The organism is Sorangium sp. So ce375, assembly GCF_051473855.1.
GTDB lineage: Bacteria > Myxococcota_A > Polyangia > Polyangiales > Polyangiaceae > Sorangium.
Window position 1 is genome coordinate 12,047,922 of sequence record NZ_CP150335.1, and the last position, 16,941, is coordinate 12,064,862.

The 16,941-nt window shown below is 69.8% G+C and carries 8 protein-coding genes; 3 read left to right on the forward strand and 5 right to left on the reverse strand.

The window, feature by feature from the left end:
- The first annotated feature begins 348 nt into the window (after nt 1–348).
- Together WME90_RS44805 and WME90_RS44810 are read left to right on the forward strand one after the other, a co-directional pair.
- Entirely contained in the window at nt 349–1,584 is a 1,236-nt protein-coding gene (locus WME90_RS44805) for a PAS domain S-box protein (RefSeq protein ID WP_437278231.1), read from the forward strand.
- Between the two features lie 44 nt (nt 1,585–1,628).
- Nucleotides 1,629–5,654, forward strand: coding sequence for an amino acid adenylation domain-containing protein (locus WME90_RS44810; RefSeq protein WP_437278232.1), 4,026 nt, complete (start codon nt 1,629–1,631; stop codon nt 5,652–5,654).
- Nucleotides 5,655–5,698: 44 nt separating this feature from the next.
- On the opposite strand, the gene WME90_RS44815 is transcribed toward WME90_RS44810, so the two are convergent.
- The 5 genes from WME90_RS44815 to WME90_RS44835 form a co-directional block, all read right to left on the reverse strand.
- Nucleotides 5,699–7,933 carry a molybdopterin oxidoreductase family protein gene (locus WME90_RS44815; protein WP_437278233.1) on the reverse strand — a complete coding sequence of 745 codons (2,235 nt, stop codon included), beginning with the start codon at nt 7,931–7,933 and terminating at the stop codon, nt 5,699–5,701.
- A complete protein-coding gene (locus tag WME90_RS44820) occupies nt 7,933–9,675 on the reverse strand; it encodes a DmsC/YnfH family molybdoenzyme membrane anchor subunit (protein WP_437278234.1) in 1,743 nt (580 codons plus the stop codon). The genes WME90_RS44815 and WME90_RS44820 overlap by 1 nt, the downstream gene beginning before the upstream one ends.
- Nucleotides 9,676–9,794: 119 nt before the next feature.
- Nucleotides 9,795–10,193, reverse strand: a complete 399-nt coding sequence (gene nirD / locus WME90_RS44825; RefSeq protein WP_437278235.1) for a nitrite reductase small subunit NirD — start codon at nt 10,191–10,193, stop codon at nt 9,795–9,797.
- A 36-nt stretch (nt 10,194–10,229) separates the two neighbouring features.
- Entirely contained in the window at nt 10,230–12,770 is a 2,541-nt protein-coding gene (gene nirB / locus WME90_RS44830) for a nitrite reductase large subunit NirB (protein WP_437278236.1), read from the reverse strand.
- A 362-nt stretch (nt 12,771–13,132) separates the two neighbouring features.
- The gene (locus WME90_RS44835) at nt 13,133–15,877 is read right to left on the reverse strand and encodes an ATP-binding protein (protein ID WP_437278237.1); all 2,745 of its coding nucleotides are present in this window, start codon (nt 15,875–15,877) and stop codon (nt 13,133–13,135) included.
- Nucleotides 15,878–15,963: 86 nt separating this feature from the next.
- On the opposite strand from WME90_RS44835, the gene WME90_RS44840 reads away from it, so the two are divergent.
- A complete protein-coding gene (locus WME90_RS44840) occupies nt 15,964–16,893 on the forward strand; it encodes a ketopantoate reductase family protein (RefSeq protein ID WP_437278238.1) in 930 nt (309 codons plus the stop codon).
- The last annotated feature ends 48 nt before the right edge of the window (nt 16,894–16,941 follow it).

Below are 16,941 nucleotides of genomic sequence, written 5' to 3' on the forward strand. Positions count from 1 at the left end.
AGGCGAAGATGGCCAGGCAGGGCAGCGCGGTTACGGGGGCGCCCGCTCCGTCGGAGAGGCGCGCAGCCAAGCAATCGACCAGGCGCTGGACCGAACGATGGATCGATGAGCGCAGCAAACGTCCGCGCTGTGATGGTATCGAGCGGCGAGCCATGCTGTCCCCACTGTGACGCTCCCCCCGCGTAGATTGATGCTGTCTGCCATGGCTCATCAGGTGTAACGTCGCTGGTGGAGGCGAGATGTCCACCGCCGCCGCCTGACCTTTGCCAGCATTGGGGGAGTTCGATGGCACCTCACGATACGGTTCTCCAATCGCATCATGGCGAGCTTGCCGCCCTGCGCGCTCGTGTGTCCAGGCTAGAGCAGATCGAGCGGGATCTGCGTGCGGAGCTGGGCCGCGCGAACGCCGTGCTGCAGGCGGTGCCGTACCTGCTCTGCGTCCACGATCCGGCCGAGCAGCGCAAGCTCTACGAGAACCGCTCGCTTTCCGTCGAGCTCGGATATGCCGCAGACGAACCGGGGCTCGCGGGACTCGACGCGTTCGTGGCGCTGGCGCACCCGGACGACCAGACCCGGGCCCGCGAGCACCTCGATCACGCCGGAGACGGCCACGCGAGCGACTCGGCGGAGCTCGCGTATCGGCTGCGCAAGGCCGACGGGTCGTGGTGCTGGCTCACGAGGCGCGAGATCGTCCTCGCGCGCGACGGCGCTGGCACGCCCCGGCAGGTCATGAGCGTAGTCCAGGACATCACAGGTCGAAAGGACATGGAGGTCGAGCAGCGCCGCCAGGCCGAAGAGCTCGGTGTGTCGAAGAGGTTGATTGACAATGCGCTAGATGGCATCACATTGACATCCATGAGCGGGCAGGTCGTCTATGCCAACACCGCCTTCAAGGCGATGAGCGGCTTCGGCGACGCCTCGGTCAACCGTCCGATGGCCGACTTCTATTCGCCCGAGAGCTTCCACCAGCTCTCGAGCGAGGTCTTGCCGATCCTGATGAAGGACGGCGCGTGGCGCGGCGTCCTCAAGATCCGGCGGCCCGACGGGAGCGAGTGGATGGGGCAGACCACCGCCGTCGTGCTCGTGGGCCCCGCGGGGGAGCCGACGGGCATGGCGGCGTTCTTCAGGGACATCACGGAGCAGCTCCGGTACGAGGAGGAGACGCTCGCCCAGATGCGGCTGATCCAGGCGCAGCAGGCGGCGCTCCGGGAGCTCGGTACGCCGCTCATCCCGATCGCCGAGGGCGTGATCGCGATGCCCCTCATCGGGGCGATCGACCGGGAGCGCGCGCAGCAGATCCTGGAGACGCTCCTGAACGCGCTCGGCCAAAAGCAAGCTGCAGTCGCGATACTCGATATCACGGGTGTGAAGGCCGTGGACGAAGAGGTGGCCGCCGCGCTGGTCCGCATCGCGCAAGCAGCGAGGCTGCTCGGCGCCGACGTTGTCTTGTCCGGCGTCCGCCCCGTCGTCGCGCAGGCGCTCGTCAATCTTGGCACCGAGCTCAGAGGGCTCGTCACGTGCGGCACCCTGCAAAGCGGTATCGCCTATGCGCTGAAGCGCAAGGCGCGCTCGATGACCGTCTGAGCTCCCACGCGTCGTCCTCTGAAGTCCCAGGGGGAGGTTCGATCATGCGCGCTCGAGCGACACAGGCTCGTCTGTCCCACGCACCGGGGGAGCTCCCGCGCGAGCTTCCCCGGCTCGATCTGGCGACCGATCGCCCCCGCCCGCCTGCCCCGTCGCGCGGCCGCGCCTCGGTGTCGCGAGAGCTGCCGCCTCGGCTCGCGCTGGCGCTCGACCGCGCGCGCCGGGGCTCGGGCGCGACGCTCCTCGTCACCCTGCTCTCTGCCTATGCAGCGCTGCTCTACCGCCATACCCTTCAGAGCGAGATCCTGATCGGGACGCCCTGGCCTCGCCGCGGCCGATGGGGCTGGCGCGCGGCGCCAAGGCCTCGGCGGCCGCTCGTCCTTCACGCCCGCCTCGACGAGGACCTCAGCTTTCGAGATCTCCTCGCGCAGATCGCCGCGCAGGTCGCCTCGGCCGAGGCCCGCCGCCCCATGCCTCTCGACCGGCGGCCGGCGGGGCTCGGGGCGGCGGAGGACACGGGCGATCCCCCGATGTTCCAGACCACCTTCGAGCTCGCGCGACCCGGGGATGTCCTCCGCCGCGCCTCGATCAGGGGAACGACCGCCGCGCGGCGCTCGCGCGCCCGCCGGGGCGCGCCGGTCGATCTGTCGCTGTCCGTCGCGGCGTCCGAGCGAGGGCTCGTCGCGACGATGGCCTACAGCACCGACCTGTTCGATCCCGGGACCATCGAGCGGCTCCTGGACCACCTCGGCCTCCTGCTCGCGGGCGTCGCGGAGGACGCGGAGCGGCCGATCTCCGAGGTCCCGCTGCTCGCGCCCGAGGAGCGGCGCCGGATGACCGTCGCCTGGAACGCGACGCGGACCGCCTACCCGCGCGACGCGTGTGTTCATGAGCTCTTCGAGGAGCACGTCGCGCGGACGCCCGACGCCATCGCTGTCATCGAGGGCGGCGACGCGCTCACCTACGGTGAGCTGAACCGCCGCGCCAACCGGCTCGCTCATCGGATCTCCGCGCGCCGCGCCGGCCCCGAGCTGCGCGTGGCCGTCCTCATCGAGCGTTCATCGAGGGCGCTCGTCGCCCTGCTCGGCGTCCTCAAGGCCGGCGGCGCCTACGTCCCCCTCGATCCGAGCTATCCAGCCGAGCGGCTGCGCTTCATGCTGGAGGACGCCGCGGTGAGCCTCGTGCTCGGCCAGCGAGAGCTCGTGGCACAGCTCGGCTTCCGCGGAGACGTCATGTGCCTCGACGAGGACCACGGCGCGTCCGGCGACGACGGAGACCCGGCCATCCCTGCCGCCGCGACCGATCTCGCCTACGTGATGTTCACATCGGGCTCGACCGGCCGGCCCAAGGGCGTGGCCGTCCCGCACCGAGGGGTCGTCCGCCTCGTCCGGGACACAGGTTACGTCGCGTTCGGGCCATCGGATCGCGTGGCGCACGCCTCGAGCCTCTCCTTCGACGCGTCGACGTTCGAGATCTGGGGCGCGCTGCTCAACGGCGCTTGCCTCGTCATCGTGTCTCACGAGACGCTGCTGTCGCCGGAAGCGATGCCGGCGCTCCTCCGCCGCGAAGGCATCACCGTCCTGTTCCTGACCACGGCGCTCTTCCACCACCTCGCGCGCGTGAGCCCGGACGCCTTTCAGGGGCTCTCCTACCTCGTCGTCGGCGGCGACGTGCTCAATCCGAAGCTGTCCAGAGAGGTGCTCAAGAAAGGCCCCCCGAAGCACCTCGTGAACGGCTACGGCCCAACCGAGAACACGACGTTCTCCACGGCTCACCTCGTGCGCGCGGTCCCGGAGGGCGCCTCCCGCGTCCCGATCGGACGGCCCATCGCGAACACACGCGTTTATGTCCTGGATCGCCGGCTCCAGCCGGTGCCCGTGGGTGTACCCGGCGAGCTCTATGTCGCCGGCGACGGGCTGGCCCGAGGGTACCTGAACCGACCCGAGCTGACCGCCGCGGCGTTCATCCAGAACCCGTTGCCCGAGGAGCCGGGAGAGCGCCTGTACAAGACGGGCGATCAGGTCCGCTGTCTGGCGGATGGATCGATCGATTATCTGGGGCGGATCGACTGCCAGGTGAAGATCCGTGGCTTCCGCGTCGAGCTCGGCGAAATCGAGGCGGCGCTGTGCGCGTGCCCCTGCGTGCGCGAGGCCGTGGTCGTGCTTTACGAGCACGCGCCCGGCGACAGGCGCCTCCTGGCGTACGTCGTCTCGGACTTCGGCCCGGGCGGCCCTCCGTCGCGCCCCGCGGGCGGGGATCGGTGGGAGGAGGCCGGCGCGGACAGCAGCGGCCCCGCGTCCCGCGACGTGTCGAGGACCCTGCGCCGATCTCTTCAGGAGAAGCTGCCCGACTACATGATCCCGGCCGCGTTCGTCGTGCTGCCATCGCTGCCGCTCGCCGCGACCGGCAAGGTCGATCGCAGGGCGCTCCCGCCGCCCGACATCGGCCGGATGCACTCCGGAGCGCCGGAGAGCACCCGCCCTCCGAAGAGCACCCGCTCTCCCGTCCAGCGCCTCGTGGCCGAGATCTGGGCGTCCGTCCTCCATACCGACGGCCCTGAGGTCGACGATGACTTCTTCGAGCTCGGCGGAAACTCCCTGCTGGCGGCGCAGGTGCTCCTCCATGTGAGGATGGTCTTCCAGGTCGACGTGCCCGCGCGCCGGCTGTTCGAGTCGCCCACCGTGGCCGGGCTCGCCCGCGCCGTCGAGGAGGCGCGGCGCTGGAAGGCGCGCGGCGCCACGGAGTCGATGGGCGCGATCGATCTCCGCGCGGAGGCCGCCCTCGCCCCCGACATTCTCCCTTGCGGCTCGCCCGTCGACACGAGCGCTCCGCCTCGCCACGTCTTTTTCACGGGCGCCACGGGCTTCCTGGGCGCCTTTCTCGTGCGCGATCTGCTGGCGCAGACGCGCGCCACGGTCCATTGCCTGGTCCGCGCTCCCGACGCCGCCGCGGGGCTCTCGAGGATCCGGCGGAGCCTTGCGTCCTATTCGCTCTGGGATCCCTCGATGAGCGCGAGGATCGTCGCGGTGCCCGGCGACCTGAAGGAGCCGCTGCTCGGGCTCACCCCGGCCGGCTTCGACGCGCTCGCGGAGCGCATCGACGCGATCTACCACTCAGGCGCCGAGGTCAATTACATCAAGCCCTACGCGTCCCACAAGGCGGCGAACGTGCTGGGCACGCAGGAGATCCTGCGGCTCGCTTGCCGGCGCCGGACGAAGCCGGTGCACCACATCTCGACGATAGGGGTCATCGGTCACGTCGGCTATTTCACCGGAGCGAAGACCGTGCGGGAGAGCGACGACCTCGATCGCTGGGCGGACTACCTCCATACGGACATGGGCTATTCCCAGAGCAAGTGGGTCGCCGAGAAGCTCGTGTGGATCGCGCGCTCGCGGGGGGTGCCCGTCACCGTCTTCCGCCCTGGGTTCATCATGGGTCACAGCGAGACCGGCGTCGCCCACGTGACCGACTTCGTAAGCAGGATGATCAAAGGCTGCGTCGAGATGCGCTGTGCCCCCGACCTCCCGGCGCAGAGCAAGGAGCTCGTGACGGTCGATTACGTCAGCCGAGCGATCGTGCGCCTGTCCTGCCGGCCGGGTTCCCTGGGGAAGGCGTTCCACCTGGTGCCCCCGCCGTCGCACCGGCTCGACCTGAACGGCTTCTTCGACCTGCTCGGCGCCCGCGGCTATCCGCTGGCGCGGCTGCCTTACGCGCAGTGGTGCGAGGAGCTGCTGACGCGGATACGACGAGCGGGCGACAACCCGTTCCTTCCCCTCCTGCCGATGCTGACCGAGAAGGTCCATGGCGACCTGACCCGATGGGAGCTGTACGCGCAGATGCCCGCGTGCGACTGCCAGAACACGATCGATGGGCTGGCCGGCACGGCGATCGCGTGTCCCCCCATGGACACCCGGCTGCTGGACACGCTCCTGGCCTACTACCTGCGCAGCGGGCACCTGCGCGCCCCGGCGCCGGCCGAGAGCGGCGTGCGTCGGGCCGCGACGAGGGCCCGCGGCCCGCAGAGATGGCAACACGCCGCGCGCCCGTCGCGGCGGGGCGCACACGGCTGAGCGCGCCTCACGCGCCGCACGCTCCCCGATGAGGCCGCGGCGGGCTACCCGCGATCCTCTTCCCGCCGCACCTTCACAGCGCAGGCCTTGTACGACGGCTGCCGGGAGTACTGGTCGAACGCCGGGAACGTCAGCTTGTTCGCGGTCTCGTAGTGCATCGGGACGAAGATCTCCCCCGGCTTCACCGAGTTCGTGACGAACGCCCGCGCCTTGATCTGCGCGCGGCGAGAGGCGATCACCACCCACTCGTTCATCTCGATACCGAGCCTCTTCGCGTCGACCGGGCTCAGCTCGACGTAGATCTCCTTCGGATAGAGCCGCTGGAGCACCGCCGACTTCTTGGTCCGCGTCTGCGTGTGCCACTGGCTGGAGCTCCCTCGCCCCGTGAGCAGCGTGAACGGATACTGCTCGTCTGTCGGCTCCGGCAGCTGGCGAGGCGCCTGGAACGCGAACTTCGCCTTTCGATCCGGGCGGTAGTACTGGCCATCCTCGAACAGCCGCCGCTCGTTCGTCTCGAAGGACGCCCCTTCGGGGTAAGGCCACTGGATGCCGCCGCGCTCGTCGAGCATCGTGTAGCCCTCGATGCCCGTGATGTCGCACGGCTGCCCCTTCGACAGCCGCTTCAGGATCTGGAAGACCGCCTCCGGGCTCTTCCACTCCTTGAACAGATCGCCGCAGCCCCAGTACTGGGCGACGAGCTGGAAGATGTGAAAGTCCGCCAGCGCCTGGCCCGGGGCCCGCGCGACCTTCTTGACGAGGCCGATGCGCCGCTCCGAGTTGATGAACGTGCCCTCCTTCTCGGCCCACGAGGCCGCCGGCAAGACGAGGTGAGCGCGCTCCGCCGTCTCCGTCGTGGCGTACATGTCCTGCACCACGAGGAACTCCAGGCGTCCGAGGAGCTCGTGCAGATCCTCCTGGTTGATCCAGGAGTGGGCCGGGTTCGTCGCGATGATCCAGAGGCCCTTGATCTTCCCCTTCAAGATGCCTTCGATGATCTGATCGTAGGCCAGGCTGTTCCGGGTCGGGATGACCTCCTCCGGGATGCCGAGGATGCCGGCGATCTTCTTCCGGTGCTCCTCCTTCGTGAAGTCGTGGCCGGCGAACAGGCCCGTCGTGTTGCTGAACATCCGCGAGCCCATCGCGTTGCACTGGCCCGTGACGGAGTTCGCGCCGGTGCCGGGGCGGCCGATGTTCCCCGTCATCAGCGCCAGGTTGATGAGCGACTGCGCGACCCGCACGCCCTCGTGGCTCTGGTTGACGCCCATGGTCCACCAGAACGACACCCGCTTCCCGTTGTGGATCTTCTCCGCGAACGACCTGAGCTGCTCCTCGCTGAGCCCCGTCGCCTCCGAGACCCGCGCCGGCGTGAAGTCCTCGACGTGCGCCTTGAACGCCTCGTAATCGACAGTGTTCGCGTCGATGTACGCCTGGTCGATCCACCCGCGCTGGATGAGGATGTGGGCGATGCCGTAGAACAGCGTCAGATCCGACTTCGGCTTGAGCGCATAGTGCGCCGTCGCCGCCATCGCCGTCTCGGTCTTGCGCGGATCCACGACGAGGATCTCGGGGCGGTTCTTGTTCTTGCACAGCCGCTCCCACATGATCGGGTGGGCGATGCAGAGGTTCGAGCCGACGAGCACCACGACGTCGGACTCCTCGAAATCGCGGTACGTGTAGGGCGGCGCGTCGAACCCGAACGCCTCCTTGTAGGCGACCACCGCGGTCGCCATGCACTGCCGGGTGTTGCCGTCCCCGTGCAGCATGCCCATGCCGAACTTCGCGAGGGCGCCGAGGAAGGCCATCTCCTCGGTGACGATCTGCCCCGTGCTGATGAAGGCGACCGACTCCTTGCCGTGCGCCTCCTGGATCGCCTTGAAGCGATCGACGAACGTGCGGAGCGCGACGTCCCACTCCACGCGCTCCAGCTTCCCGCGCGCGTTCCTCAGGAGCGGCGCGGTGGCGCGATCGCTCGCGCGGAGCGGGGTGAGCGCCTCCCAGCCTTTCGGGCACGCCATCCCGAGGTTCACGGGATAGTCGGTGTTCGGCGAGAGGTTGATCGCCTCCCCGTCCTTGAGGTGCACGTTCAGCCCGCACCCGGTCGAGCAGAAGCCGCAAACGACCGTCGTCGTCTGGTCGGGCTTGAGCCGCGCAGGCACCCTCCCGAGGCCGAACTCGCCGGGCGTGAGGAGCAGATCGCGCGTCAGCGGCCCGTTGCGCTGCAAGAGGAGGTTGTCCGTCATGGGCGCCGGAGACGTCTTCTTCGGATCGGTGGTGGTCATCAGGAGAGCCCTCCGGGCATCTTGGAGGCGGGCGCCGCTGCGAAGAAGAGGTACCGCTCGAGCAGCTCTCCCGCGAGGCAGAACACGAACGCCACGACCGCCATGGCCATCAGCACTTCAGAGCTCACGCCGCTGTTCGGCGCCGAGAAGAGGCTGAGCGCCGGCAGGACGATCCCGCCGAGCGTCCCGCACGCGAAGCGCCAGCCCGTCGCGCCCTTCAGCTCCCCCGTCATCAGGATCGCGCTCCGCTTGAGCGTCGAGTGGCTCCGCTTCCGGAGGTGCCGGAACATCGAGAGCTCCACGAGCAGCTTGAGCGCCGTCGTCACGCACAGGAACGCGCTCAGCGCGCGGAAGCCCCGGGTCAGGAGCAGCGCCGCGTGCTCGGCGCTCAGGAGCAGCCCGATCATGAGGACCGTCGAGCTCCCGAGGATCGCCGCCGTGGTCGCGAATTTGAAGCCCGTCAGCGCCCCGCGCCAGTGCTCCCGCTGCGTCGCGGCGTACACCATCACGGAGCAGAAGACCCCGAGGTTCCCGCTCAGCGCGACCCCATAGGAGAGCGGCGCCTGCACGAGATCGACCGGGGGCAGCGCCGAGACCACCGGGGCGAGCGCCGGGATGGCAGGCACCCAGAAGGACGCGGCGTACAGCGTCGCGGCGCCGGCGAAGAGCGAGAACCCCAGGATCTCCCGGCTGAGCCACGACGTCTTGAGCCCAAGGAAGGCCCGGAACGCGAACTGCGGCCGACCGAGGTGCAGGAGGCTCGCGTTCAGCGCGGCGAGCCCGAAGACGAGCGCGAACGCGGCGCTGTGGCCGCCGAAATCCCGCGTCGCCTGCGCGCCGAGGAGCTCGTTGAGGGCGAGGCTCACGCAGAACGCGCCCACCGAGAGCTGCGTCAGCACCAGCATCACGACGAGCGGAGGGTGGGAGTGCTCCCGGCTCACCTGGTAGAAGTCCGCGGGCAGCATGTTGCGCGGGAGCGACTTCTGCGTCTTGTAGCTCGTCGTCGGGATCGTGATCTCCGGCGTCGCCGCCCCCGGCAAGAAGACGCTCGTCTGGCTCTCTTGCACCGCCTGCTGCTGGTCGACCATCGTGATCCGGATGGCGCCGTTCGGGCACGACTGCACGCACGCCGGGGCCTCGTCGTTGGCCAGCCGATCGCTGCACATGTCGCACTTGCGCACGATCCCCCGCTCCGGGTTGAACTTCGGAGCGTCGTAGGGGCACATCAGGATGCAGTACTGACAGCCGATGCACTGGTCATCGAGGTGCTTGACGATGCCGGTGACAGGATCCTTCTCGTAGGCCTTGACCGGACACCCCGACATGCACGCCGGGTCCAGGCAATGGTGGCACGCCGTCGTCACGCTCTGCTGCGCCGGCGTCTGGGGCGTGCCGCCGTGGAGGAGCCCGACCGAGCGCCACACCTCGTTGTCGTCGAGGCCGTTCAGGCTGTGGCAGGCGGTGACGCACGCCTTGCACGCCGTGCAGGCGTCCAGATCGACCTCGAAGCCGTACTGCTGCCCGGGCTTCGGCTTCTCGAGCGGGATCAGGTCGCGGTAGTACTTGGACTGCGCCGGGAGCGCGTGCTCCTCGTGCATCTTGGAGAACTTCTCGACCGCCGTGAGCTTCTGCTGGTCGGCCAGGAGCGACTCCAGCAGGCTCTTGTTTGTGTCGTGGACCTTCGGCGCCGAGTTGACGATGGGCAAGCGAAAATGAGTGTCCGAGACCTTTGCAACGCTCATCGAGATTCCCTGTCTACCCGGCGCGGAAGCCCAGCCCCGAGGACTCCAAGAAAGACGGCGCGAACGGCGGCGCGTCCGCCGCGAGGGAGCACCTTCCGCTGGCTCGCCAGGTCATCCCGTCAGCTCGCCGCCGCGGGCGGCTCCGCCGCGGCCTGGATCTCGACCCGCCCGTCCCGGATCCGGGTCGGATACACGGGGATGAGCACGCCCGGGTCGTCCAGGCACTGACCCGTGCGCAGATCGAAGTTCTGCTTGTAGATCGGCGACGCGATCTTGGGGACGCCGCCCTTGTCCCCGACGATGCCGCGGGACAGGACGAACGCCTTGCTGAACGGGTCGAAGTTGCTGATGGCGTAGATCTCCTCGCCCTCGCCGACCCGGACCACCGCGATCTGGCGCTTCCCGACGAGCGCGCAGACCCCCGTGTTGGGGATGATGTCCTCGACCCCGCAGACGTCGACCCAGCCCTGCGCCGTGGTCTCGCTCCGACGCGCTTCCGAAGTGTGCAGCTCGCTCATGACGTTTCCCTCAGACAAGGCCCCTCGGCCCTGCTGTCAGATCATCTCCTCGACGAGGTTCGACTTCTCCTGCCATGCCGCGGGGCGGTGCTGCGCGCGCTCGCTGACGAAGACGATGCTCCGGTCGGGCTCGCCGGCGTTCACGAACGGGCGGAACTGCTTGAGCTTGTCGGGGTCGTTGACGGCGGCCTTCCACTCGCACTCGTAGGTCGCGATGAGGTGCGCCATCTCCTTCTCCAGCTCCTCGCAGATCCCGAGCGAGTCCTCGATGATGACCTGGCGGAGGTAATCCATGCCGCCCTCGAGGTTGTTGAACCACACGGACGTGCGCTGGAGCCGGTCCGCCGTGCGGATGTAGAACATCAGGAACCGGTCGAGGTACTTGATGAGCGTCGCCTCGTCGAGATCCGAGGCGAAGAGCTGGGCGTGCTGCGGCTTCATCCCGCCGTTGCCGCAGAGGTAGAGGTTATAGCCCTTCTCCGTCGCGATGATGCCGAAGTCCTTGCCCTGCGCCTCGGCGCACTCGCGCGCGCAGCCGGACACCGCGGACTTCAGCTTGTGGGGGCTGCGCAGCCCCTTGTAGCGGTTCTCGACCGCGACCGCGAAGCCCACCGAGTCCTGCACGCCGTAGCGGCACCAGGTGCTGCCAACGCACGACTTCACGGTGCGCAGCGCCTTGCCGTACGCGTGCCCCGACTCGAAGCCGGCGGCGATGAGCTCGCGCCAGATGTCGGGCAGCTGCTCGAGCCGCGCGCCGAACAGGTCCACACGCTGGCCGCCGGTGATCTTCGAGTACAGGCTGTACTTCTTCGCGACCTGCCCGAGGGCGATGAGCTGATCCGGCGTGATCTCGCCGCCCGCCACGCGCGGGACCACCGAGTAGGTGCCGTCCCGCTGGACGTTGGCCAGGTAGCGATCGTTCGAGTCCTGCAGCGGGAGGTGCTTCTTGCTGAGGATGTGCTCGTTCCACGTCGACGCGAGGATCGACGCCACCGCGGGCTTGCAGATCTCGCAGCCCTTGCCCTGGCCGTGGCGGGCGAGCAGGTCGTCGAAGGTCTTGATCTGGTGGATCCGGACGAGGTGATAGAGATCCTGACGCGAGTGGTTGAAGTGCTCGCAGATGTGGTTGTTGACCGCGACGCCGGCCTTCTTGAGCTCCTTCTTCAGGATGTCGGTGATCAGCGTGGTGCACGAGCCGCAGCCCGTGCCGGCCTTTGTGTGCCCCTTGATGGCGGCGACCGTGACGTGCTTGTCGTCGCAGATGGCCGAGCAGATGGCCTTCTTCGTGACGTTCAGGCACGAGCAGATCATGGCCGTGTCGGGCAGCGCGTCGACGCCGAGGCCCGCCGGCTTCGCGCCGTCCCGCGCCGTGACGATGAGATCCTCCGGGTTGGGCGGGAGGACGATCTTGTTCTGCACGAGCTGGAGCAGCTGCCCGTAGTTCGAGGCGTCGCCGACCAGGATGCCGCCGAGGAGGAGCTTGCCGTCCGAGCTGACGACGAGCTTCTTGTAGACGTTCGACGTCGCGTTCATGAAGCTGAGCACGCGCGCGCCCGGCTGGGTCGCGAACGCGTCGCCGAAGCTCGCGACGTCCACGCCCATCAGCTTGAGCTTCGTGCTCATGTCGAAGCCGCTGAAGGTGTCCTTCCCGCCGGTGAGGGCGTCGGCCGCGACCTTGGCCATGTGGTAGCCCGGCGCCACGAGGCCGTAGAGCTGGCCGTTATAGCTCGCGCACTCGCCGATCGCGTAGATGTCCGGATCCGACGTCTGACAGCGCTCGTTGATGGCGACGCCGCCGCGGCTCCCGAGCGCGAGCTCGCACGCCCTGGCGAGCTCGTCCCTCGGGCGGATGCCGGCCGAGAAGACGATCATGTCCGTCGCGAGCTCGCTCTGGTCGGCGAAGACCATCCTCGCGACGCGGCCGTGCTCCGCGACGATCTCCGTCGTCGACTTGTTCGTGTGCACGTTCACGCCGAGCGCCTCGATCTTCGCCCGGAGGATCGCGCCGCCGGCGTCGTCGACCTGGAGGGCCATCAGGCGCGGCGCGAACTCCACGACGTTGACCTCGAGGCCCATGTTCTTGAGCGCGTTGGCCGCCTCCAGCCCGAGCAGGCCGCCGCCGATGACCGTGCCGACCTTCGCGACCTTCGCGTGGGCGTCCATGGCCTCGAGGTCGTCGATCGTGCGGTAGACGAAGCAGCCCTTCGCGTCTCTGCCCTTGATCGGCGGGACGAACGGATACGAGCCGGTGGCGAGGATGAGCTTGTCGTAATAGACCGTCTTCCCCTTCGCCGACGTCACCGCCTTCTTCCGTCGATCGATCGAGACGGCCTTGTCGTTGAGATGGACGTGAATGCCCGCCTCCTCGTAGAGGCCGGGCTTGACCATCGAGAGATCCTGGGCCGATTTGCCATTGAAGAAGGCGGACAGGTTCACCCGGTCATAGGCGAGCCGCGGCTCCTCGCAGAAGGTCGTGATGTTCCACTCGCGGAGGAAGCCACCGAGAACCATATTCTCGATGAACTTGTGCCCGACCATGCCGTTGCCGATGACGAGGAGGTCCTTCTTCTTGCTCATGAAACCCACCTTTGGACCCGGTGAGTCCTTCTCACCGTCACTGCCGCACTGCCGTCCGAACGCGGCGTCAGCCACAGTCCCGGACCAAAAACTGTGTACTGTGGGCTCTGTTTCGCAACTGTTTCGCAGGAATAAATTGTCGGCCTGTCGGCGCTCTCGGCGCCGGAAATTACCCGTGTTTCCTGCGTGTTTCGCGGTCATAGACGAGCGCAACAAGGCCCCGCGCGAGGCCGAGCGCGACAGCGCCGATGAAAGGAAATGGGCGCATCTTTCAAAATTGGAGGAGGCTGTTTCGGCGGTGTGTCGCGCGCCTGGCGGGAGGCGCGGGGTGCATTGCACTTCTGAAATGGAGCGCGGGCCGATCAGCCTCGTGGGGCGGCCTCGGCGAGGAGGGACAAGAGCTGCTCCGTGGCGACCGGCTTTGTGAGGTGCGCGTCGAAGCCCGCGTCGCGCGAGCGGCGGCGGTCCTGGTCTTGCCCATAGCCGGACAGGGCGGCGATGTAGGAGCGCCTGAGCTCCGGCTCGGCGCGCAGGCGCCGGACGACCTCATAGCCGTTCATCCCGGGCAGGCCGATGTCCAGCAGGACGAGATCGGGCTTCGACGCGCGCGCGGCCTCGAGCGCTGCCGGGCCGTCGTGCGCCATCGAGACCGCGTGGCCGTGGAGCTGGAGGACGCGCCGGAGGCCCTCGGCGGCGTCGACGTTGTCGTCGACGAGCAGGATGTGCATGGGGCGCGCCGAGGGGCGCGGGCGGCCAGCGTTGGGCGCTGGCGGCGCTGGCGGCGCCGGCGGCGCCGGCAGCTCTACCGGCGCGCCGGCGAGCGGGAGCCAGACGCTGATGGCCGTCCCCTCGCCGGGGCCGGCGCTCAGGGCCTCCACGCGCCCGCCGTGCAGCTCGGTGAGCCGCTTTACCAGCGTAAGCCCGACCCCGAGGCCCCCCTGGGAGCGGTCCAGCGTGCGCCGGGCCTGCATGAACGGCTCGAAGACGCGCGGGAGCAGATCGGCGGAGATGCCGACGCCGGTGTCGGTCACCCGGATCTGCGCGTCGCCGCCGATCGCGGCGCAGGCGAGCGACACGCGGCCTCCCGGGTTCGTGTACTTGATCGCGTTGTTGAGGAGGTTCACGACGACCTGCTCGAGCCGCACCCGGTCGCCGTGGACGAAGACGCCCGGGTCCACCGACAGGACGAGCTCGTGCCTGCGCTGGACGAGCAGCGGGCGGACCGACTCGACCGCGGCCTCGACCATTGAGGCGACGTCGAGCCGCTCCCGCGTCAGCTCGATCTTGCCCCGCGTGATCCTGGAGACGTCGAGGAGATCGTCGACGAGACGGACGATCGTCTTCACCTGCCGATCGAGGGTCGCCAGGATCTGCTCGTCGCCGCGATCCGTGCGCTCGCCCGCGCTCATTTGCAGGAGCTCGAGGCCGGTGGTGATGGGCGCGAGCGGGTTGCGGAGCTCGTGCGACAGCATCGCGATGAACTCGTCCTTGCGCTGATCCGCCTCGTGGGCCTCCCGGTAGAGCCGGGCGTTCTCGAGGCCGACGCGCCGCTCGCGCTCGACGATGGCGGCGCGCTCCTCGTGGAGGCGGGCGCGCTCCATGGCCTGCGCGCACTGGCGCGACACCGCGACGAGGAACTCCTGCTCTTCCCGATCGAACGGGCGCGGCTCCGCGAAGCTCAGCCCGAGCACGCCGATCGGCCGGTCCTGGGCCAGGAGCGGGAGACAGCAGAGCGACGCGGTCGTGGCGGACAGCGCGGTGCTCGCGACATCCGGGTAGCGGGCGGCGCACTCGTCGCGTGAGCGCAGCCAGATGGGCTCGCCCGTCCGCAGCGCGTCGGTGAGCGGGAGGGCGGCGGCGCGGGGCATCGGCTGGAAGCGCTCGACGGTCTCGCGCTCGTAGCCGACCTCCTTGAGGCACTCGAGCCCGTCGCCCACCGTCACGACGATGGCGCCGGCGTACGCGCCCGCGGCCGCGACGCCCTGGTCGACGACGACCTCCGCGACGGCCTCGCTGGTGAGCGCGTCGGCGAGCGCCGCCGTGATCCGCTGGAGGCCGGCCATGCGCTGCGCCGCGCGCTCGGCGGCCCGGCGCGCCTCCTGCTCGGCCAGGAAGCGCCGCCGCGCCTCGGACTCGGCGTCGCGGGCCATGTCGTAGAGGCGCGCGCGCTGCAGGGCCACCTCCATGCGCTGCGAGAGCTCCTCGGCGAGGGCGAGATCCGCCGCGCCGTAGGCGCGATCGGCCTCTGCGGACGCGAGCGTGAGCGCCGCGAGGACGCACGCGTCGCCGCGGAGGGGCACGATCACCGCGGAGCGGCAGCCGAGCTCGCGCAGGACGGCGAGGTGGTCCGCGCCGGCCTGCGCGTGGCCGGCGATGTCGGGGAAGAGCCGGCCGTGGCCGCCGTGGAGCACCTCGTGGAGCGGCGATGGCGGCGCCCCGGGCTCCGGTGGGGTGCGGCCGCGCCGAGCCAGCCGGGCGGCGAGCTCTGCCTTGGCCGGATCGGCGTGCGCGACGACCCGCGTGTGGACGGAGCCGTCCGGTTCGAGCGTGTGGACGGCGCACAGGTCCGCGACCGAGGTGACCGCGAGGGCCGCGACGCGCCGGAAGCTCGCGTCGCGATCGAGCGCCGGGTCGAGCGCGGCCGACACGTCGGCGAGGAAGCGCCGCGCGTCCTCGGCGCGCTTCTGCTCGCTGATGTCCGCGACGAGCGTGAAGAAGCCACGCACCTCGCCGCGCGCGCCGAGGTAGGGAATGTACTGGATGCGCACGTGGCGCCGGCCAACCTTCCGGTAGCTGAGCCGCGACTCGAAGTCTTGCGGTCTCCCGGCGAGGACCGCGGCGATGTACGGCCTCACGGTGGCATAGGCGGCGTCGCCGAGCACCTCGCGCACGGGCCGGCCGACGATGGCGCCGCTGTCTTCGCCGAACCAGCGCTCGTAGGCCCGGTTGACGATGCCGTAGCGCTCGTCGCTGTCGATATAGGAGATGAGCGCCGGCAGGGCGTCCAGCAAGCGCTGGAGCTGCTCGGCTTCCATCGTCATGCTCGGCTCGCCTGCGCTCATGAGGCCGCTCTCGGGCGCTGCAGCGGGGGCTTCCGGCCTACGCATCTCGGCGTAGGCATATCCGCGATCCTCGCGGGTCGCCACTCGTCGGCTCGCCGCGGCCCGGCTCGAGCGTGCTATGGTCGCCGCCGATGCGGATCCTCGTTGTCGGCGCGGGCGCGGTGGGCGGCTATTTCGGGGCGCGGCTCGCGCTCGCGGGGGAAGACGTCACCTTCGTCGCGCGGGGCGCGCACGCCGACGTGATGCGGGCCCGCGGGCTCATCGTCCGCACGCCGTCCGGCGAGCTGCGCACTCCGCCGCTCCGTGTCGTCGAGCTCGACAGGGCGCGCGGGCCGTTCGATCTGGCGCTCATCGCCGTGAAATCGCCGTCGCTCGCCGCCGTGAGCGCGAAGCTGCCCGGGCTGCTCGCCTCGGACGGCCTCGCCGCGCCCCTGCTGAACGGGCTCGACTCGGAGGACGTGGTCGCGCGCGACGTCGGCGAGCGGCGCGTGATCGCCGCGATCGCGTACATGTCCGCGGGCCTCGCCGGACCTGGCGAGATCGAGACGCTCGCGCCGACGCGCGCCGGGCTCGCGCCCTACCGGCCTGGGCAGGAGGCGCGGGTCGAGGCGACCGCCGCGCTGCTCGAGCGCGCGGGCATCCCGGTCCGCAGGGGCCCGGATCACCGCTCCATGCTCTGGGAGAAGATGGTCTGGAACGCCCCCTTCAATGCGATCTGCGCGCTGACCGGCCAGCGCGCCGGCGTGGTCGTGGAGCGGATGGCGGACCTCACCCGGGCGGCGATGCTCGAGGTGATCGCCGTCGCGCGGGCGGAAGGGGCGGAGATCTCCGAGGCGACCGCGGACGCGATGCTCGCCCTGACGCGCGCCGAGTTCCCGCTCACCGAGCCGTCGATGCTGCAGGACGTGCGGGCCGGCCGCGCGACGGAGGTCGATATCCTCCAGGGCGCGGTGGTCGAGCGCGGGCGCCGGGCCGGGGTCGACACCCCGGTGCTGCGCACGCTCGCGACCCTCGTCCGCGGCCTGTCGCCGCGGGCGACCGCGCCGTCTGCCGTCGGATAGGCGTCGCGCTCGCGACCGAACCGGTGGTGGCGACGTCGGCGCGCGCCC

Coding starts and splice junctions, on each gene's coding strand:
- WME90_RS44810 (WP_437278232.1), top strand. CDS start 1,629: ATGCGCGCTCGAGCGACACAGGCTCGTCTGTCCCACGCACCGGGGGAG.
- WME90_RS44815 (WP_437278233.1), bottom strand. CDS start 7,933: ATGACCACCACCGATCCGAAGAAGACGTCTCCGGCGCCCATGACGGAC.
- WME90_RS44820 (WP_437278234.1), bottom strand. CDS start 9,675: ATGAGCGTTGCAAAGGTCTCGGACACTCATTTTCGCTTGCCCATCGTC.
- nirD (WP_437278235.1), bottom strand. CDS start 10,193: ATGAGCGAGCTGCACACTTCGGAAGCGCGTCGGAGCGAGACCACGGCG.
- nirB (WP_437278236.1), bottom strand. CDS start 12,770: ATGAGCAAGAAGAAGGACCTCCTCGTCATCGGCAACGGCATGGTCGGG.
- WME90_RS44835 (WP_437278237.1), bottom strand. CDS start 15,877: ATGCGTAGGCCGGAAGCCCCCGCTGCAGCGCCCGAGAGCGGCCTCATG.
- WME90_RS44840 (WP_437278238.1), top strand. CDS start 15,964: ATGCGGATCCTCGTTGTCGGCGCGGGCGCGGTGGGCGGCTATTTCGGG.